The sequence below is a fragment of the Actinoplanes rectilineatus genome (assembly GCF_000962825.1).
GTDB classification, from domain to species: domain Bacteria; phylum Actinomycetota; class Actinomycetes; order Mycobacteriales; family Micromonosporaceae; genus Actinoplanes; species Actinoplanes rectilineatus.
Genome location: NZ_JZKF01000132.1, coordinates 1 through 18,137, shown reverse-complemented (window position 1 = coordinate 18,137; position 18,137 = coordinate 1). Strand labels below are relative to the sequence as shown.

At 70.8% G+C, this 18,137-nt stretch carries 20 protein-coding genes and 1 tRNA gene; 12 read left to right on the top strand and 9 right to left on the bottom strand.

What is annotated here, in order from left to right:
• Positions 1-1,054 precede the first annotated feature (1,054 nt).
• A tRNA-Glu gene (locus WH85_RS43950) sits at positions 1,055-1,127 on the top strand.
• A gap of 411 nt (positions 1,128-1,538) precedes the next feature.
• A complete protein-coding gene (locus WH85_RS43945; RefSeq protein ID WP_045748150.1) occupies positions 1,539-2,210 on the top strand; it encodes an N-acyl homoserine lactonase family protein in 672 nt (223 codons plus the stop codon).
• Between the two features lie 29 nt (positions 2,211-2,239).
• Here the strand turns inward: WH85_RS43945 and WH85_RS49640 are convergent, their stop codons facing one another.
• Positions 2,240-3,166 (bottom strand): MBL fold metallo-hydrolase, encoded by a 927-nt coding sequence (locus WH85_RS49640; protein ID WP_045748149.1) that lies wholly within the window; start codon positions 3,164-3,166, stop codon positions 2,240-2,242.
• Positions 3,167-3,357: 191 nt separating this feature from the next.
• Entirely contained in the window at positions 3,358-4,044 is a 687-nt protein-coding gene (locus WH85_RS43935) for an IclR family transcriptional regulator (RefSeq protein ID WP_014447202.1), read from the bottom strand.
• Between the two features lie 49 nt (positions 4,045-4,093).
• On the opposite strand from WH85_RS43935, the gene leuC reads away from it, so the two are divergent.
• The 4 genes from leuC (at position 4,094) to WH85_RS43915 (ending at position 7,689) form a co-directional block, all read left to right on the top strand.
• Positions 4,094-5,548 (top strand): 3-isopropylmalate dehydratase large subunit, encoded by a 1,455-nt coding sequence (leuC, locus tag WH85_RS43930; RefSeq protein ID WP_045748148.1) that lies wholly within the window; start codon positions 4,094-4,096, stop codon positions 5,546-5,548.
• A gap of 15 nt (positions 5,549-5,563) precedes the next feature.
• Positions 5,564-6,151: a 3-isopropylmalate dehydratase small subunit gene (leuD, locus tag WH85_RS43925; protein WP_045748147.1), complete on the top strand. Its 588-nt coding sequence runs from the start codon at positions 5,564-5,566 to the stop codon at positions 6,149-6,151.
• Positions 6,152-6,337: 186 nt separating this feature from the next.
• Positions 6,338-7,165, top strand: coding sequence for an HU family DNA-binding protein (locus WH85_RS43920; protein WP_045748146.1), 828 nt, complete (start codon positions 6,338-6,340; stop codon positions 7,163-7,165).
• Positions 7,166-7,257: 92 nt separating this feature from the next.
• Entirely contained in the window at positions 7,258-7,689 is a 432-nt protein-coding gene (locus WH85_RS43915; RefSeq protein WP_045748145.1) for a hypothetical protein, read from the top strand.
• On the opposite strand, the gene WH85_RS43910 is transcribed toward WH85_RS43915, so the two are convergent.
• The 4 genes from WH85_RS43910 to cofC all read right to left on the bottom strand — a co-directional run bounded on the left by WH85_RS43910 (position 7,646) and on the right by cofC (position 11,726).
• A complete protein-coding gene (locus WH85_RS43910) occupies positions 7,646-8,527 on the bottom strand; it encodes an NUDIX hydrolase (protein WP_045748144.1) in 882 nt (293 codons plus the stop codon). The two genes, WH85_RS43915 and WH85_RS43910, sit on opposite strands and share 44 nt — an antisense overlap.
• Positions 8,527-10,650 carry an RNA degradosome polyphosphate kinase gene (locus WH85_RS43905; RefSeq protein ID WP_425394696.1) on the bottom strand — a complete coding sequence of 708 codons (2,124 nt, stop codon included), beginning with the start codon at positions 10,648-10,650 and terminating at the stop codon, positions 8,527-8,529. Before WH85_RS43905 ends, WH85_RS43910 begins: the two co-directional genes overlap by 1 nt.
• Positions 10,651-10,867: 217 nt before the next feature.
• Positions 10,868-11,065 (bottom strand): cold-shock protein, encoded by a 198-nt coding sequence (locus WH85_RS53535; protein ID WP_083449726.1) that lies wholly within the window; start codon positions 11,063-11,065, stop codon positions 10,868-10,870.
• A gap of 19 nt (positions 11,066-11,084) precedes the next feature.
• Complete coding sequence (gene cofC, locus WH85_RS43895; RefSeq protein WP_045748141.1) at positions 11,085-11,726, bottom strand: 2-phospho-L-lactate guanylyltransferase; 642 nt, start codon at positions 11,724-11,726, stop codon at positions 11,085-11,087.
• 117 nt (positions 11,727-11,843) lie between these two features.
• Between cofC and WH85_RS43890 the strand changes: the two genes are divergently transcribed.
• Genes WH85_RS43890 through WH85_RS43875 form a run of 4 tightly spaced genes read left to right on the top strand, consistent with a single transcriptional unit; the run spans position 11,844 to position 15,008 of the window.
• A complete protein-coding gene (locus tag WH85_RS43890) occupies positions 11,844-12,569 on the top strand; it encodes a lysophospholipid acyltransferase family protein (RefSeq protein ID WP_045748140.1) in 726 nt (241 codons plus the stop codon).
• Positions 12,566-13,558: an NAD(P)H-dependent glycerol-3-phosphate dehydrogenase gene (locus tag WH85_RS43885; protein WP_045748139.1), complete on the top strand. Its 993-nt coding sequence runs from the start codon at positions 12,566-12,568 to the stop codon at positions 13,556-13,558. The genes WH85_RS43890 and WH85_RS43885 overlap by 4 nt, the downstream gene beginning before the upstream one ends.
• A complete protein-coding gene (locus WH85_RS43880) occupies positions 13,555-14,652 on the top strand; it encodes a cystathionine gamma-lyase (RefSeq protein ID WP_045748138.1) in 1,098 nt (365 codons plus the stop codon). The genes WH85_RS43885 and WH85_RS43880 overlap by 4 nt, the downstream gene beginning before the upstream one ends.
• Positions 14,649-15,008, top strand: coding sequence for a hypothetical protein (locus WH85_RS43875; RefSeq protein WP_045748137.1), 360 nt, complete (start codon positions 14,649-14,651; stop codon positions 15,006-15,008). Before WH85_RS43880 ends, WH85_RS43875 begins: the two co-directional genes overlap by 4 nt.
• A 173-nt stretch (positions 15,009-15,181) precedes the next feature.
• Here the strand turns inward: WH85_RS43875 and WH85_RS43870 are convergent, their stop codons facing one another.
• The 3 genes from WH85_RS43870 to WH85_RS43860 all read right to left on the bottom strand — a co-directional run bounded on the left by WH85_RS43870 (position 15,182) and on the right by WH85_RS43860 (position 16,605).
• The gene (locus WH85_RS43870) at positions 15,182-15,631 is read right to left on the bottom strand and encodes a protein-tyrosine phosphatase family protein (protein WP_045748136.1); all 450 of its coding nucleotides are present in this window, start codon (positions 15,629-15,631) and stop codon (positions 15,182-15,184) included.
• Between the two features lie 106 nt (positions 15,632-15,737).
• Entirely contained in the window at positions 15,738-16,370 is a 633-nt protein-coding gene (locus WH85_RS43865; RefSeq protein ID WP_045748135.1) for a DUF3515 domain-containing protein, read from the bottom strand.
• A 1-nt stretch (position 16,371) separates the two neighbouring features.
• The gene (locus tag WH85_RS43860; protein WP_045748151.1) at positions 16,372-16,605 is read right to left on the bottom strand and encodes an Lrp/AsnC ligand binding domain-containing protein; all 234 of its coding nucleotides are present in this window, start codon (positions 16,603-16,605) and stop codon (positions 16,372-16,374) included.
• A 96-nt stretch (positions 16,606-16,701) separates the two neighbouring features.
• Here WH85_RS43860 and WH85_RS43855 point away from each other — a divergent pair, with 96 nt between their 5' ends.
• Together WH85_RS43855 and WH85_RS43850 are read left to right on the top strand one after the other, a co-directional pair.
• The gene (locus WH85_RS43855; protein WP_045748134.1) at positions 16,702-17,640 is read left to right on the top strand and encodes a thiamine-phosphate kinase; all 939 of its coding nucleotides are present in this window, start codon (positions 16,702-16,704) and stop codon (positions 17,638-17,640) included.
• Between the two features lie 14 nt (positions 17,641-17,654).
• Positions 17,655-18,113 (top strand): GNAT family N-acetyltransferase, encoded by a 459-nt coding sequence (locus WH85_RS43850; RefSeq protein ID WP_045748133.1) that lies wholly within the window; start codon positions 17,655-17,657, stop codon positions 18,111-18,113.
• Positions 18,114-18,137 lie beyond the last annotated feature (24 nt).

Sequence of the window (18,137 nt, the reverse complement as noted above, 5' to 3'; positions counted from 1 at the left end):
CCGTCAGCCGTCAGCCGTCAGCCGTCAGCCGTCAGCCGTCAGCCGTCAGCCGTCAGCCGTCAGCCGTCAGCCGTCAGCCGTCAGCCGTCAGCCGTCAGCGCGCGGATCTTGGTGCGTTAGCCACCTCGGGCGGCGGTCAGCGCACCAAGGTCGGTTCGCGGGACGGGAGCCGCCGGCTGCGTGCCCGTTTGCCCGTGCAATGCCACTCAGCTTAAGTCGATCATGATTTTGCCCGCCGACTTCGCTGCGGCTGCCATCACGTTTGCCGAGCGCCGCCTCTGGTCGCCTCGCGCGTCGGCGCCGTTGAGTCACGCGGGGTCTCCCCGGGGTTGTCGCCGAGTTCGGAAGAGGTCGCCCGGTCGCCCGGTCGCCCGGCCGCCCGGCTGTTCCGGCTGCCCGGCTGTTCCGGCTGCCCGGCTGTTCCGGCTGTCGGCCGTGGTCCGCCCGCGAGCCTAGACACCTAATGAGCAGTCAGGGTCTGCCTGCGTGGTGATTTCGGGCGCGCTGAGGTTCCACCCGAAATCACCACACCCCCACCGGTGTGGTGACTTGGGGCGTCCAGCGCGCCCGTATTCACCACACCCCCACCGGTGTGGTGACTTGGGGCGTTCAGCGCGCCCGTATTCACCACACCCCCACCGGTGTGGTGATTTCGGGCGTTCAGCGCGTCCGAAATCACCATGCGGACGGGCCTCGCACCCTGACCACGAAACATGTCTAGCCGCGCCCGTGGGCGACGGCCGGGTGACCGTGAGCCGTTGCTCACGGCTGATTTCCGCCCTCTCGAACAGCCGTGATCGACGGCTTGGCCGGCTCGGCCGTCGGCCGTGGTTCGTCTGCGAGCCGAAATCGACCGTGGGCGACGGCCGGTGATCGCGCCATGCCACTCAGCTTAAGTTGATCATGGATTCGAGATCCGCTTTCGGGTGAGGGTCGTGGTGTCTTCGCGGGGTTGACGTGGCGGATCGTGTGCGGTGGGAAGCCGATTTCGGCTGGGGGAGTGGGGCTGATAGAGTTCAGCCCGCCGCTCGGGAAGAGCGGCGAAGGAAGTTCTGGTCCCGTCGTCTAGCGGCCTAGGACGCCGCCCTCTCAAGGCGGTAGCGAGGGTTCGAATCCCTTCGGGACTACAGCAAGGATCGGCCCGCATCGGAAACGGTGCGGGCCGTTTCGTTTTCCGGTGCACCCGACCCGACCCGACCCGACCCAACCCGACCTGGCCCGGTCCAACCGGTCGGCGGGTCTTGGCCTGGCTCGACCTGATGTGCATGCTGTTCAGATCCGTCGAGCGTCACTGCCGCTTATGCGAGATCGACTTCCCGCTTGAGAGATCTGCTTTCCCCTGCGGGCGTGCCCTTCCCCTGCGGGCGTGCCCTTCCCCTGCGGGCGTGCCCTTCCCGCGCGGGCGTGCTTTCCCCATGCGGGCGTGCCGTCCCACGCGGGAGCGCCGCGCCGGAGTGGGCGGCTGCGGGCGCGGGGCCGTGGTCTGCCCGTGGCATAACGGAGGGCGGAATTCGGCGGCCCGGCGGAATACTTCGGGGGTGATCGATATCGCCGTGCGCCGGGTCGGCTTCGGATATTTCGTGCGTCCCGGTGAGGAGACGCCGAGTGGGGTGGCCCGGGTGGAGCCGGCTCTGGGGTACCTCGTCGAGCATGCGGACGGGCTGGTGCTCGTGGACACCGGGATGGGCAGCGACCCGGGTGTGGATGCTCACTATCAACCGCGGCGGATCGGGGTGGGGGAGGCCCTCAAGACCATGGGGTACGGGCTCGGTGACGTCAGCTACGTGGTCAACTGCCATCTGCATTTCGACCACTGCGGGGGTAATCCGGAGTTTCCGGGTACGCCGGTTTTCGTGCAGCGGGCTGAGCTGGAGCTGGCCCGGCACACCGAATTTCATACTCTGCCGGAGTTGGTCGACTATGCGGGTGCCCGGTACGAGGTGCTGGACGGAGATGCGGAGATTCTGCCGGGAGTGCTGATCGTGCCGACGCCGGGTCACACCGCGGGACATCAGTCGGTGGTGGTGCGGTCCGGGGACGGGACGGTGATCGTGGCGGGACAGGGTCATGACCACGCGACGGCGTTCACCGGGGATGTGCTGGGACGGCACGCGGGGGTGGGCGAGCAGCCGGACTGGCTGGGCCGGCTGCTGGAACTGGATCCGCGTCGGGTCCTGTTCGCGCACGACAACGCAGTCTGGACACCGTGACTTCGGGTGGGACGAGCGGGGTGCGGCGTTCAGAGGCGGGACGGGTCTCCGGGTGTCAGCCACGTCAGGGTGCCGGGCGGGAAGGCGGCCTCGACCTCGGCCCGGCCCTCGTGGAAGTGTGACCAGCCCTCGTAGTGGACCGGCACCACCCGGCGGGGCCGCAGATGCCGGATCAGGGTTGCCGCGTCGGCGCCGGTCATCGTGTAGCGGATCGGGCCGGTGACGCCGAACTGCACTTTTCCCAGGTGCAGGACGACGGTGTCCACGGTGAAACGGGCGCCCACCTCGCGGAGGCCGCGGAACAGGACCGTGTCTCCGGTGATCCATACCACCGAGGTGGCTCGTGAGGGGCGCAGGGTGAAGCCGATGGCCGGGCCGACGATCGGGCGGCTCAGCGGCGGGCCGTGCCGGGCCGGGGTGGCGGTCACCTCCACGTCGCCCACTCGGACGGACTGCCACGGCTTCAACCCGGTGACGATGCCGCCCGGACCGCCGGTGCCGGACGAGCGGGCCGGGTCGCAGCCGGACGAGGAGGCCGGTGCGGGAGGGAGCCGGGGGCCGGCGTCGGGTGAGTGGGCCGAGGTCCGGCCAGGGGAGTGGGCCGAGGTTCGGCCGGGTGAGTGGGCCGGGGAAAGGGCCAGGCCGGGTGATTCGGCCAGGCGGGCGGCTCCGGCGGTGGTGGTCAGGATTCGGGGTACGCCGGGGAGCAGCGCACGTCCCGCCGCGTCCAGGTTGTCACCGTGCTGGTCGTGGGTGAGCAGGACGGCGTCGATCCGGCCCAGCGCTGATGCCGGGACGGCCGGGCCGGCGGTCTTCACCGAGGACGTGCCGAGGCCGAACGGGTAACGCCGGCCGGGGGCGTCGAACGTCGGGTCGGTGAGCAGGCGTACGCCGCCGATCTCGATGATCGTGGTGGGGCCGCCGACGTGGGTGACGGTCAGGTCGAGGGGTTCCATGGGTCGATCATCAGGTCGGCGAGCGGTCCGGCGAATCCCGCGTGCCGCGTAGTCCGGCCGAGCCGGTGGGCACGCCGGGGCCGGGGAGGGCCGCGGGACTGTGCTTCACGCGTACGAAATGACGAAGACCGCGGGGCACCCGGGCCGCGCGGTCTTCGTCAGCTAGATCTTCGAAGCCGAAGGCGGGATCTTTACAGGCCGGAGAGGCGTTGGCCGGCGCGGACGACGGCCATCGCGTGGCGTTCGCCGGGGCGGCGGCCGAGGCGTTCGATCGGACCGCTTATCGAGATGGAGGCGATCACGCGTCCGGTGCGGTCGCGGATCGGGGCGGAGACGCTGGCCACGCCGGGCTCGCGTTCGGCGACGCTCTGGGCCCAGCCGCGGCGGCGGACCTCGGCGAGGGTGCGGCCGGTGAACTTGCAGCGGGGCAGGAGCGGCATCACCGCCTCGGGCGGCTCCCAGGCGAGCAGGATCTGGGCGGCGGACCCGGCGACCATCGGCAGCACCGATCCGACCGGGACGGTGTCGCGCAGGCCACTGGCCCGTTCGGCGGCGGCGACGCAGATCCGTTCGTCGGCGCGGCGGAGGTAGAGCTGCGCGCTCTCGCCCGTGGCGTCCCGCAATGCGGACAGCAGGGGTTCGGCTGCGGTCAGCAGAACGTCCGGTGCGGCGTTCGCGAGCTCGCCCAGACGGGGTCCCGGACGCCAGCGACCCTGGGTGTCACGGACCAGCATCCGGTGTATTTCCAGCGCTTGTGCCAGGCGATGCGCGGTTGCCCGCGGCAGCTTGGTGCGCTCGACGAGTTCGGCCAGGCTGGCGCCGTCGACACAGGCCGCAAGAATCACGACCGCCTTGTCGAGAACGCCGACACCGCTCATACTGTGTCCCACAAGCCGAAACATACATTCCAGAATTTAGGATGTCCAGATGGTGGGAGTCACTCCCCAGAGCGGGAAACCCAGGACCCTGGCCGAGAAGGTCTGGGATGACCACGTGGTGCGCACGGCCGAGGGCGAGCCCGATCTGCTCTTCATCGACCTGCACCTCCTGCACGAGGTCACCAGCCCGCAGGCGTTCGACGGTCTCCGGGTGGCCGGCCGACCGGTCCGCCGGACCGACCTCACGCTCGCGACGGAGGACCACAACACCCCGACCGGGTACGCGGATCCGTCGTTCAACACCCAGCGCGGCGCGCTCTTCACGATCGCCGACACCACCTCGCGCACCCAGATCGAGACCCTGCGCAAGAACTGTGCCGAGTTCGGCGTGGAGATCCGCCCGCTCGGTGACGTCAACCAGGGCATCGTGCACGTGATCGGCCCGCAGCTGGGTCTCACCCAGCCCGGCATGACGATCGTCTGCGGCGACTCGCACACCGCGACCCACGGCGCGTTCGGCGCGCTGGCCTTCGGCATCGGCACCAGCGAGGTCGAGCACGTGCTCGCCACCCAGACGCTGCCGCAGTCCAAGCCGAAGACGATGGCGGTCACGGTCGTCGGCGATCTGGCGCCCGGCGTCTCCGCGAAGGACCTGATCCTCGCGTTGATCACGCAGACCGGCACCGGCGGCGGCAACGGCCACATCGTGGAGTACCGCGGGGAGGCGATCCGCAAGCTCTCCATGGAGGGCCGGATGACCATCTGCAACATGAGCATCGAGTGGGGCGCCAAGGCCGGCATGATCGCGCCGGACGAGACGACGTTCGCGTACCTGAAGGGCCGCGACCGCGCGCCGCAGGGCGCCGAGTGGGACGCCGCCGTCGCGTACTGGCAGACGCTCACCACCGACGAGGACGCCGAGTACGACACCGAGATCATCCTGGACGCGGCGACGATCAGCCCGTTCATCACCTGGGGCACCAACCCGGGTCAGGGCGCCGCTCTGAACGGCGTGGTCCCCCACCCCGAGGACTTCCTCGACGAGGTCGAGCGGGGCGCCGCCCAGCGCGCCCTGGAATACATGGACCTGACCCCGGGCACCCCGTTCCGTGAGGTGCCGGTCGACGTGGTGTTCGTCGGTTCCTGCACCAACGGCCGGCTCGAGGACCTGCGTGCCGCCGCCGACGTGATCCGTGGGCACAAGGTGCACGAGGGCGTCCGCATGATGATCGTCCCCGGCTCCTACCTGGTGCGGGAGCAGGCCGAGGCCGAGGGCCTCGACAAGATCTTCACCGACGCGGGCGCGGAGTGGCGGTTCGCCGGCTGTTCGATGTGCCTGGGCATGAACCCGGACACGCTCGACCCGGGGCAGCGCGCCGCCTCCACCTCCAACCGCAACTTCGAGGGCCGGCAGGGCAAGGGCGGGCGTACCCACCTGGTCTCGCCGCAGGTCGCCGCCGCCACCGCCGTGGTCGGCAAGCTGGCCACGCCCGCCGACCTGTAGATCGGGGAATCAGCCATGGACAAGTTCGTCACCCACAGCGGCAAGGCCATGCCGCTGCGCCGGTCCGATGTGGACACCGACCAGATCATCCCGGCGGTCTACCTCAAGCGGGTCACCCGAACCGGCTTCGAGGACGGGCTCTTCAGCGCCTGGCGCGAGGACCCGAACTTCGTGCTGCACAACCCGGCTCATGCCGGCGCCACCATCCTGATCGCCGGCCCGAACTTCGGCACCGGCTCGTCGCGGCAGCACGCCGTCTGGGCGCTGCGCGACTGGGGTTTCAAGGCGGTCATCGCCTCCCGGTTCGGTGACATCTTCCGGGGCAACGCCCTGAAGGAGGGCCTGCTCCCGATCCAGCTCGACCAGAAGATCGTCGAGAGCCTCTGGGACCTGGCCGAGAGCGAGCCGGAGAAGCAGATCACCGTCGACCTCGAGGGCCGGGTGGTCCGGGTCGACGACGCCGAGTACGGATTCCCGATCGACGACTTCAGCCGTTGGCGTCTGCTGGAGGGTCTGGACGACATCGGACTCACCCTGCGCCACGAGGAAGCGATCTCGGCGTACGAGAAGGCTCGCCCGGCTTTCAAGCCGGTCGTCGTCTGACGCTCCTTTCTCGGTCCGCGAAAGTCCCCGAAGTGCAATTCGCCCCTGCCATGTCCACCGGCAGGGGCGAATTCGTTGGGACACAACGGTTTTTTTGCCGCGAATGTTTGTGTCTCCAGGTCACAGGGCATACCGTGCGCGCAGAATGGCCTGCGACGGGCCAGTTCTCACGTCCGGGAGGAAACCGTGAACAAGGCCGAGCTCATCGAGGCGCTCGCCGTCAAGCTGGGGGACAAGAAGACCGCGACCCTGGCGCTTGACGCGTTCATCAGCGAGGTGCAGAACGCCGTCGCCAAGGGCGACAAAGTGGCCCTCACCGGCTTCGGCTCGTTCGAGAAGAGGGTGCGCAATGCGCGCACGGCGCGGAATCCGCGCACCGGTGAACCGGTGAAGGTGAAGAAGACATCGGTCGCCGCCTTCAAACCGGGCAGTGCCTTCCGCGATCTGGTCGCGGCGGGCAAGCCGGCCAAGGCGACCACGGCCAGGACGGCGGCGGCGAAGAAGGCCGCCACCACCGCCACCAAGGCGGCGGCCCCGGCCAAGACGGCGGCACCGGCGAAGACCACGACGGCACGCAGTGCGGCAGCGGCCAAGAAGACCACTGCCAAGACCACGGCCGCGAAGGCCACCGCGGCGACCAAGGCGACGGCGACCAAGGCCGCTGCCACCAAGACGACAGCGGCCAAGACCACAGCGGCCAAGACGACGGCCGCCAAGTCCGCGGCGGCGGCCAAGACGACCGCCGCCAAGACCACAGCCGCGAAGAACACCGGGGCGACCAAGGCGGCCGCCACCAAGACGACAGCGGCCAAGAGCACCGCTGCCAAGACGACGGCAGCCGCCGCGAAGAAGACCGCTGCCAAGACCACACCGGCCAAGACGGCCACCACGGCGGCCAAGAAGACCACCGCGCGCAAGACCACCAGCGCGGCCGCGGCCCCGTCCAGGGTCCGGGTCACCGCGACCGCCACTCCCCGGACGGGAACCACGGCGAAGGGCCGCAAGACCCGCTGATCCGTCCAGGCCCGAGAAAAGGCGTCCACCCTAGGGTGGACGCCTTTTCCGTGTGACCGCGCGGCTCCGGTCCGCCGTCCTACCGTCCGGGCATGGAACGTAGACCGATGCCTCGCGGCCTGATACTCCGCTCGGTCCTGGCCGCGGTCCTCTTCGCGGTGGCCGTGGTGCCCGGGTGGACGCTCGGCGACATGGCCGAGGGGCGCACCGGGGAGCCGCTGCTCGACTGGGCGGTCACCTGTGGCTGGTCCGGGGCGGTGGTGGCGGCGGTCGCGCCCTGGTGCTCGTACCGGGCCCGGGACGGCTGGCTGGGCGCCGTCCCGATCTACGGGTGGTACCTGGCCGGCCTGCTGAGCTGGCGGCTGGCGTCGCTGCCGCTGCGTGACTGGGAGCCGCGCCCGGACGAGCTGTGGCGGGCCCGGTGGCTCAGCGGTGAGCTCGTCGGGTACTGGCGGTCGGACCGGCGGCCGCCCCGGCCGGTCACAGCCGTTCGGCGCCCAGCAGACGCTCGCCGGACCAGGTGAGCAACCATCCGTCGCCCTTGGGCGTCTTGAAGGGGTGTGGATCGTCCACCCCGTGCAGATGAGCCAGCAGGTGCGGCATCAGCTTGCCCTGGCTGCACACCACCACCCGCTCGTCGGCCCGCAGCCGTCCCAGCCGGGCCGCGGCGGCCACCACCCGGGCCGGCACCTCCGCCCGGTCGCCCGGCTCGGCGAACGCGCCGTCCAGGATGACCGGCATCCGCAGCGCGTCGGCCAGCGGCGCCAGGGTCTGCGTGCAGCGCAGCGGCGGCGCGGACACCAGGCGGCGCGGCGCCAGCGGGGCCAGCAGGCCGGCCAGCCGGGTGGCCTGACCGGCGCCGGCCGGGTCGATCGGGCGCAGCGAGTCGCGGCCGGCCCACTTCTTGCGTTCGCCGGCGTGCGCGTGCCGGACCAGGGCGATCACCGCGGTCACCGGCGGCAGCACCGCCACATGGTCGAGGAGGCGGCGCTCGGAGACGTACGTCAACCGGGCGGCCGCGACCGACAGCGGCAGCCACTCGACGGCGTCCACCTCGGCGGTGTCACGGACCGGGCCGGTGTCGCCGGCCCGCATCAGCCAGAAGGCGACCGTCTTGCGCCGGCCACCGGACAGCACGTAACCGACACCGGGCAGCCGCAACTGCGGGATGCCGGCCGTGCCGGTCTCCTCGTGGACCTCCCGGACCGCCGCGGACAGCGGATCCTCCCGGCCCTGGGAGCGGAGTTTGCCCTTGGGCAGGGACCAGTCGTCGTAGCGCGGCCGGTGCACCAGGCACACCTCGAGGCCGTGGGCAGCCGGGCGGTACAGCACGCCGCCGGCGGCGCGTTCCGGTTCGGTCATCAGCTGCGCTTGCCGATGACCCGTCGCAGCAGGGCTGCCTGCAGGTGGGTCTGCGGCCGGCCGGGCGCGCCGACGTTGCGGTGCCAGAGGCCGTCGCCGTCGAGGTCCCAGCCCTCGGTGGTGTCGCCCATCGACAGTTCCAGGACGTTGCGCATCTCCTCGCGGCCCGAGGGCATGGTGACCCGGACCAGGGCCTCCACCCGGCGGTCCAGGTTGCGGTGCATCAGGTCGGCCGAACCCATCCAGTACTCCGCGTCGGGGCCGGGACCGAACCGGAAGATCCGGGAGTGTTCCAGGAACCGGCCGACGATCGACCGGACCCGGATGTTCTCCGACAGGCCGGGCACGCCGGGACGCAGCGAGCACATCCCGCGGATCACCAGGTCGACCTTCACGCCGTCCTGGGAGGCCTTGTAGAGCGCGTCGATGGTCTGCTCGTCGACAAGCGAGTTCACCTTGAACTGGACCAGGGCCTCACCGCCCTCCCGGGCGATCCGGGCCTGCTCCTCGATCCGCTCGATCAGGCCCTTGCGGACACCGTGCGGAGCCACCAGCAGCCGCCGGTACGTGGTCTGCCGGCTGTACCCGGTGAGGACGTTGAACAGGTCGGTGACGTCGGCGCCCACCTCCGGGTCGGCGGTCAGCATCCCGAAGTCCTCATAGAGCCGGGCGGTCTTGGGGTGGTAGTTGCCGGTGCCGATGTGGCAGTAACGCCGGATCTGGTTGCCCTCCTGGCGTACCACCAGGGCGGTCTTGCAGTGCGTCTTGAGGCCGACCAGGCCGTAGACCACGTGGCAGCCGGCCCGTTCCAGGGTGCGCGCCCAGGCGATGTTGGCGACCTCGTCGAAGCGGGCCTTCACCTCGACCAGCACCACCACCTGCTTGCCGGCGGCCGCCGCGTCGACGAGCGCGTCCACGATGGGGGAGTCGCCGGAGGTGCGGTAGAGCGTCTGCTTGATGGCCAGCACGTGCGGGTCGGCCGCCGCCTGCTCGATGAACCGCTGCACGCTCGTGGAGAACGAGTGGTACGGGTGGTGCACCAGGATGTCCGACTCGCGCAGCCGGTTGAAGACGCTGCGCGGGACCTCACCGTCGGAGAGGTGCGGATGGGTGGCGGGGACGAAAGGGCGGTCCTTCAGGTCGTCCCGGTCGCACTCGCCGAACACCTGCCACAGCGAGGACAGGTCGAGGATGCCGGGCACCCGCAGCACGTCGTGGCTGTCCATGTCGAGTTCGCGGACCAGCAGGTCGAGCACGTGGTCGCTGATCGAGGCGGCCACCTCGAGGCGGACCGGCGGGCCGAACCGGCGCTGCGCCAGCTCCCGTTCGAGGGCCTGCAGCAGGTCCTCGTCGCGGTCCTCGTCCACCTCGAGCTCGGCGTTGCGGGTCACCCGGAACAGGTGCCATTCGAGGATCTGCATGCCGGGGAAGAGCTGGTTGAGGTGGTTGGCGATGAGCTCCTCGACCGGCAGGAACCGGATGCCGCGGCCGTCGTTCTGCACGGTCACGAAGCGGGGCACGTTGTTCGGCACCTTGACCCGGGCGAACAGTTCGGGGGAGTCGTCGCCGGGGTAGCGCAGCGCCACCGCGAGGTTGAGCGAGCGGCTCGAGATGTACGGGAAGGGGTGCGCCGGGTCCACCGCGAGCGGGGTGAGTACCGGGAACACCTGTTCGCGGAAGTAGGTGCGCAGCCGGCCCTGCTCGGGGGCGTTCAGTTCCTTCCAGGAGACCAGCTCGATGCTCTCGGCGGCCAGTTTCGGCCGGACCTCGTCGCCGAAGCAGGCCGCGTGCCGGGTGACCAGGTCGGCCGCCCGCTCGGTGATCATCTCGAGCTGGTGGCGCAGCGGGGACCGGTCCCCACCGCGGACCGGCAGACCCGCCTTGAGCCGCCGTTTCAGACCGGCGACCCGGACCATGTAGAACTCGTCCAGGTTGCTGGCGAAGATGGCCAGGAACTTGGCCCGTTCGAGCAGTGGGGTGCCCGGATCCTCGGCCAGGGCCAGCACCCGCGCGTTGAAGTCGAGCCAGGACAGTTCCCGGTTGAGGAAACGGTCGGCCGGAAGCTCGTAATCGTCCTCGGCGTCGATCTCCGACACCTCGTCCGCCGCTGTCGCCTCGATCATGCCGGCTGCCACCTCTGCCATCTCCCGCTCCGTTGCCTCGATCACCGTCGTGTCCTCCTCCACCGTCACGGATTCCGGTTCCGGATCTGTGGTGGAACGGGTGAGAAAGCGGCCGTTCGGGCCACGCCGGCGGTTCTCGGCCCTTCGAGGCGGGGTTTGCATGGCTCCATCATCGCCGTTCGCGGCGGAACGTGAAACGAACTACCGGATGATCAATTCAGGCGACTCCGGGAATCGACACCCGGTGTACTTCTCCGCCCACTTCGGCCTCGATCGAGACGCGTTGTCCGAGTCGCAGCAGCCGCAGACCGGAACGGTCGAATGCGGCGGAACCGAACACCAGCTCAGAGCCGTCGTCGAGGAGCAGCGTGCCGCTGCGGTTGGCCGGATCGAAGGTGGCGACGGTGCCCTGCATGACCCGCACGTTACCGGGCTCACGCGGCCGGCGCGCACTCCGTGGTGAGTCCGAGATCACGCAGCAGTGAACACGTACGCCGGCCGGCCCCCAGCGACAGCACCCTGCCGAGATCATCCGCGGTGTCCACGTCCTGCCGCAGACCCGGCCAGTCCCCGGTGATCAGGGCCGCGCCGGAGGCGGCGTGCGCGGCCGAGGAGTGCCCCCCGAACCGCGGGTCCAGCGGGGTCCACGCCGGTGCGGCCAGCAGCACCGTGCCGATGCCCGCGGCATCCGGCACGAAACCCCGGCCGGTCATCCGGGCCAGCGCCTCGTCCAGCTGCTCCGGGCGCAGGGCGGGCAGATCGCCGGCCAGCACCACCCGGTGCGTGCCGAGACCGGCCGCCTCGTCCGCGCCGAACCGCATCGCGGCGTTCAGCCCACCGCCCGGATCCGGCGTCACCAGCGCGCCGAGCTCGGTCACCGCCGCCGACACCTCGGGGTCGTCGGTGACCACGATCAGGCCGGTCACGCTGCCCGCCCCGAGCACCGCGGCCACCGTGTCACGCACCATGGCGAGCGCCAGTTCCGGATGGCGGACCGCCGGAACCGCGCCGCGCAGTCGCGTCTTCGCCGCGGTCAGGCGCTTGACCGGGATCACTGCTGTCCACTTCCGTACCACCCCGCCAGTCTGCCTGACGGATCAAGTAAAGGGTCCGGTGCGGCACCCCAGCCTGGTACCACAGGCCATGAGCGGGCATCATTTCGTCCCAGGCGAACGGGAACGGGGAGGACAGTCGTGAGACGGCAGAGGCTCGAACTGTGGCAGCGGGTCGCGGTGATGCTGGTCCTGCCGATCGTGACCCTCCTCACCCGCAAGACCTGGCACCGGATGGAGAACATCCCGGCCGTCGGCGGCGTGATCCTGGTCCCCAACCACGTGTCCCATTTCGATCCGCTCGTGGTGGCGCACTACGTCTACCGGTCCGGCCGCTGGCCCCGGTTCCTCGGCAAGGCCAGCGTCTGGCGGGTCCCGGTGATCGGGTTCCTGCTCCGCAAGACCCGGCAGGTCCCGGTCGAGCGTGGCAGCGTGGAGGCGGCGAAGTCCCTGGACAACCTGGTCCAGGCGGTCCGCGAGGGTGGCGTCGTGGTGATCTACCCGGAGGGCACGACCACCCGGCACCCCGACCTGTGGCCGATGCACGGCAAGACCGGCGCCGCCCGGGTCGCCCTGCAGACCGGCGCCCCCGTGGTGCCGATCGCCAACTGGGGCGCCCAGCAGGTGTTCGACCCGCGGACCAACCGGCTGAACCTGCGGCGGGCGGACGTCACCGTCGTCGCCGGTCCGCCGATCGACCTGAGTCGCTGGGCCGGTGCGGAGGCGGGGCGGGCTGTGCTGGACGAGATGACCGAGACCATCATGATGAGCGTCCGGGACCTTCTCGGCGAGATCCGCGACGGCGAACCGCCGGCGCTCTACGACCGGCCCGTTCCGCGGGCCATCACCCAGGAGGACGCGTCATGAGATCGGCCGTCATCGGATCCGGTTCCTGGGGAACGGCGTTCGCCAAGGTGCTCGGCGACGCCGGGTCCGACGTGCGGATGTGGGCACGCCGCGAGGCCGTCGCCGCCGAGATCCGCGACAAGCGCACCAACGAGGGCTCACTGCCCGGCATCAGCCTGGCCGAGTCCATCACCGGCACCACCGATCTGGCCGAGGCCGTCGCCGGTGCCGAACTGATCGCCATCGCGGTGCCGTCGCAGACCCTGCGCGGCAACCTCGCCGAGTGGGCCGGGGCGTTCCCCCGCGACGCCACGGTGGTGTCCCTGATGAAGGGCATCGAGCTGGGCACCCTCAAACGGATGAGCGAGGTGATCACCGAGACCGCGGGCGTCGCGCCGGAACGGGTGGTGGTGGTCTCCGGACCCAACCTGGCGCCCGAGATCGCCGCCGAGCAGCCGACCGCCACCGTGGTGGCCTGCTCCGACGAGAGCCGCGCCAAGCAGGTGCAGCACGCCCTCGCCACGCCGTACTTCCGGCCGTACACCAGCGACGACGTGATCGGCTGCGAGCTCGGCGGGGCGACCAAGAACGTGATCGCGCTGGCCTACGGCATGGCGGTCGCGATCGGCCTCGGCGACAACACCCGGGCGTCGCTGATCACCCGCGGTCTGGCCGAGACGGCCCGCCTCGGCGTGGCCCTGGGCGCCGACCCGCTCACCTTCGCCGGCCTGGCCGGACTCGGCGACCTGGTCGCCTCCTGCTCGTCGCCGCTGGCCCGCAACCGGACCTTCGGCGAACACCTGGGCCGCGGTGACACCCTGGAACAGGCGCAGATCGCCACCCGGCAGACCGCCGAGGGCGTGAAGAGCTGCCTGTCCATCCGTGACCTGGCCCGTTCACACGGCGTGGAGATGCCGATCGTGGAACAGGTCGAACGGGTCTGCCACGAGGGCGCCGACCCGCGGGTCGCCGTCAAACTGCTGATGACACGGGAGATGAAGCCCGAATGAGAGACGGCACCCGGACCGTGCACGCCGGACTCCCCGCCCCCGAGGTGGGAGCGCCGTTCCTGCCGGGGCCGGTGTTCGCCGCGCCGTACCACCTGGACCCGGCGACCGGGCCGGGCGAGAACGGATACGGCCGGACCGAGCACCCGACCCGGCGTGGCCTGGAGACGGCGATCGGCGCGCTGGAGGGCGGCCCCACGCTGGTCTTCGCCAGCGGACAGGCCGCGATCACCGCGCTGCTGCTGTCGGTGCTGCGCGCCGGCGACACCGTCGCGCTCCCCGCGGACGGCTATTTCACCGTACGGGCGTTCGCCGAGGGCACCCTGCGCGACCTGGGCATCACGACCGTCCTGGTACCGACGGCCGGGCCGTACCCGGACTTCGCGGGCGTCCGGCTGGTGCTGCTGGAGACCCCGGCCAACCCCGGACTGGACGTCTGCGACCTGCGGGCCGTCGCCGCCGCGGCCCACGCGGCCGGGGCGCTGGTCGCGGTGGACAACACCACGGCCACCCCGCTCGGGCAGAACCCGCTGGCCCTCGGCGCCGACCTGGTCGTCGCCTCCGGGACCAAAGCGCTGACCGGGCACTCCGACCTGCTCCTCGGCTACGTGTCGGCCACCGACCCGGAACTGCTGGGCAAGGTCGAGACGTGGCGCAAACAGACCGGCGCGGTGCCGGGCGCCTTCGACTGCTGGCTTGCCCACCGGTCGATCGCCACCCTCGACCTGCGGCTCGGCCGGCAGAGCGCCAACGCGGCAGCCCTCGCCGAACTGCTGCTGACCCGCTCCGACGTGGACGGTGTGCGCTGGCCCGGACTGCCCGGCGACCCGTCGTACCCGATCGCGAGCACCCAGATGCGCCGCATCCCGGGCATCGTCTCGTTCGACCTGGGCAGCGCCGAGCGGGTGGCGCGATTCCTGAACGCGGCGACGCTGGTCTTCGCGGCGACCTCGTTCGGCGGCGTACACACCACCGCCGACCGGCGGGCCCAGTGGGGCGACGACACGGCCCCGGGGTTCGTCCGGTTCTCCTGCGGCATCGAGGACACCGCGGACCTGCTGGCGGACGTCACGGCGGCGCTGGACGCATCCCGGTGACCGCCTGGAACAGCTTCACCGGCGACGAGGTGGCGGCCCTCACCCGAGGTGACAGCTTCTTCGTCGCCCCGGGCGAACGGGACTGCCCGTCCTGCGGCGAACACCGCCTCCGCGCCTACTTCACGGCACCGGAGAACGCCCGCCGCCCCACGCTGGTCAGCTACGTCTGGTGTGCCGGATGCGACAAGTTCGTCGGCACCCGCGCCAGACACCCGGAGGGTCTCGTGCTGAGCGACCCGCTGGCCACGCTGTCGGTCGCTGAGCGCCGCGAGCTCGAACGCAGCCTCACCGGATTCTTGGCCCACCTGGACCGGCTCTGGGACGACGGGGTGCTTCCCCAGACCTTCGCGGCCTGACACGCGCTTCTTCCGGGGTACGCCGAAAGCGGGCGTCCCGCACTCGCGCAGGCCCCGGTCGTCCCGGGGCTCGCGCGGTGGTCCCGGCTCCGGCCGGCCCGGGAATCGCGGGACGGTTCAGGCTGGCGGGTGCGGCTTCTCCGCGTACCCCCCCGGAAGGGTTTGATCCGGGGTCAGCCGTGGGTGGAGACGAAGTCGTGCAGCCAGTCCTGCGCGACGCGGGGACTGCTCGGATCACCGATGCGGCGGAGCGCCTCACCCGGGCGGATGCCCAGCAGCGCGAGCGTCATCGTGGCGAGCATCGTGGTGCGGCCCAGACCGGCAGCCGACTCGGTGACCACGAAACGTCCCGCCCGGACCTCGCCGGCCAGGCGCATCGCCAGCGCCACCACCTCGCTCGCCTCCTGCCGGGGCGACGATTCGGGCTTGACCGGGAAGGGGATCAGCTCGATGCCGGAGCTCTCCGCGCCGCCGGTCTCCGCCGCCGCGCACACCAGGATGTGCACGCCGGCCCGGGCGAGCGCGCTCAACTCCTGCGCCGACCAGGGCTGATCGGTGCGGTGGGCCATGGTGGCCAGCTGCCCCGGTCCCGGGCCGGCGATCACATGGAGTGCTGATGCCATGAAATTCTGTCTCCCCTGCGTGCCCCGCCGCCACCACGAACCCGTTTCCGGCCTACGCAGATTAGGGGCATGCCCGGCAAGACCGCCAGCACCCGTGCGGGGCTTCTCAGATCTCGCAGCCGCTGGGCATCCGGTCGGCGGTCGTCGACTTCACCGTCTTGACGATCGTGTCGGAGAACTCGTTGGCCCACTGCGCCGGATTCTCGTAGGCGTTCGGCACGGTGACCTGCACCGCGACCTCGCGGTCCATGGTGGTGACGGTGGCCGCCTCGGCGCCGGGCCGGGCGTACCAGCAGACCCTGTTCATGATCAGGAGCTCGGTGTCCATCGGGACGCAGCCGGGAGTCTGGTCGTCGAGCGTGGTGCACATGGTGGGCGGGGTGACACCGCACGAGACGGTGACGGCCGGTTCGCCGTAGGCGGCGTTCTGCTCCGGCCCGGCGCTGACCTTCCGCGGCTCCAGATCGCGGATCTTCGCCGGCAGCTGCGCGGTGACGGCCAGGCAGACCGTGCCGGTGGTCGCGTCGAGGCTCGGGGCGACCATGTCGACGGGAGTGCTCGGGAGCGTCGCCGGTTGGGCGACTTCGGAATCAACCGTTTTCTCGGGTTGAATCGCCAGGAAGGCTCCGACGCCGACGATCAACGCCACCGGAACCGCGACCACGGTGGCCCAGATCGCCGCCGACCGCTTGACCGGGTCCTTCGCGGGTGTACTTGTTGGCGTGTCGACGTCGACCATGTCAGAGGTTTACCACGGAGCAGGTGAGCGTTCTCGTGATGCCCGGCACGTACTGGACCTTGCTCACAATGAGGCCACCCAACTCGTCGACGGTGTGCGCCTCGGTCAGCACGACGACGTCGTACGGCCCGGTGACCGCGTCGACCTTCACCACCCCCGGTATCTTCTCGATCGCGGCGGCCACGTCACGGGCCTTGCCGACCTCCGTTTGGATGAGGATGTATGCCTGGACCACGATCGACTCCAATCCGTCACCGTCGGTGATCCCTGGTCGTGAAACTACCGTAAGAAGCGACCCGGCACCGGGACGCCACCATCGAAGGGCTTGGACGTGAGCATCGCAGAAGCCGGTGAATTCGGACTGATCGGCCGAATCATCTCCCGGCTGGGCTCCGGATCGTCGACCCTGCTCGGCCCCGGCGACGACGCCGCCGTGGTCCGGGCCGCCGACGGACGGGTGGTGGCCTCCACCGACGTGCTGGTCGAAGGCCGGCACTTCCGACGCGACTGGGGCGGTCCCGTCGAGATCGGCCACCGCGCCGCCGCCGCCAACCTCGCCGACATCGCCGCGATGGGCGCGACACCGACCGCCCTGCTCGTGGCGCTCTGCGTCCCCACCGGCACCGAACTGGCCTGGGTGGAAGGGCTCGCCGACGGCCTCAGCGCCGAAGCAGCCCTGGTCGGGGCGAGCGTGGTCGGCGGCGACACGTCGTCCAGCCCAACCCTGACCATCGCGGTCACCGCCCTGGGCGACCTCGGCGGCGCGGCACCGGTCCGCCGCGACGGGGCCCGGCCCGGCGACATCCTCGCCCTCTCCGGCCGCATCGGGTACGCGGCCGCGGGCCTGACCGTGCTCTCCCGCGGATTCCGGACCCCCAAACTGCTCGTCGAGGCGTACCGCCGGCCGGTCGTCCCGTACGCCTCCGGCCCGGTCGCGGCCCGAGCCGGCGCCACCTCGATGATCGACATCTCGGACGGCCTGCTCCAGGACATCGGGCACATCGCGGACGCCAGCAAAGTGGCGATCGACGTGTTCCAGGACGCGTTCGACGTGCCCACCCAGATGCGGGACGCGGCACAGGCACTCGGCGTCGACCCGTACCAGTGGATCCTCGCCGGTGGTGACGATCACCCGCTGGCGGCGACGTTCCCCGCCGGGACGGCCCTGCCGGACGGCTGGCAGGAGATCGGCGCGGTCCGCGACGGGACCGGCGTCACCGTGGACCACAAGCAGTGGACCGGCGGTACGGGGTGGGACCACTTCCGCTGATTACGCTTCGGTCTGTGCAACAGATTCAGATCGAGTCGGCTGACTTCACCTCCCCCGCAGTCCAGGCGCTGGTCGCCGAGAACATGCGCGACCTGTCCGCCCGCTACGGCGGCACCGGCGACGACACACCGATCGCCGGCGCGGACTTCGTGCTGCCGCAGGGTGAGTTCCTGGTCGCCGTCGAGGACGGCAGACTGATCGGCAGTGCGGCCTGGCGCCGCCACCACTCCGACGCCGAACTCAAGCGGATGTTCACCCGCCCGGCAGCCCGCGGCCGGGGCGTCGCCCGCCGGCTGCTCACTGCGGTGGAGGAGTCGGCGCGTGCCGCAGGCTGCAAACGCGTGATCCTGGAAACCGGCGACAAACAGCCGGAGGCCATCGCGTTGTACGTCTCAGCCGGCTACGAGCGCATCGACGACTTCGGCTACTACGCCGGCCACGATGGTGTCCTCTCCTACGCCAAGCCCCTCTAACCACCCACCCACCCACCCACTCCG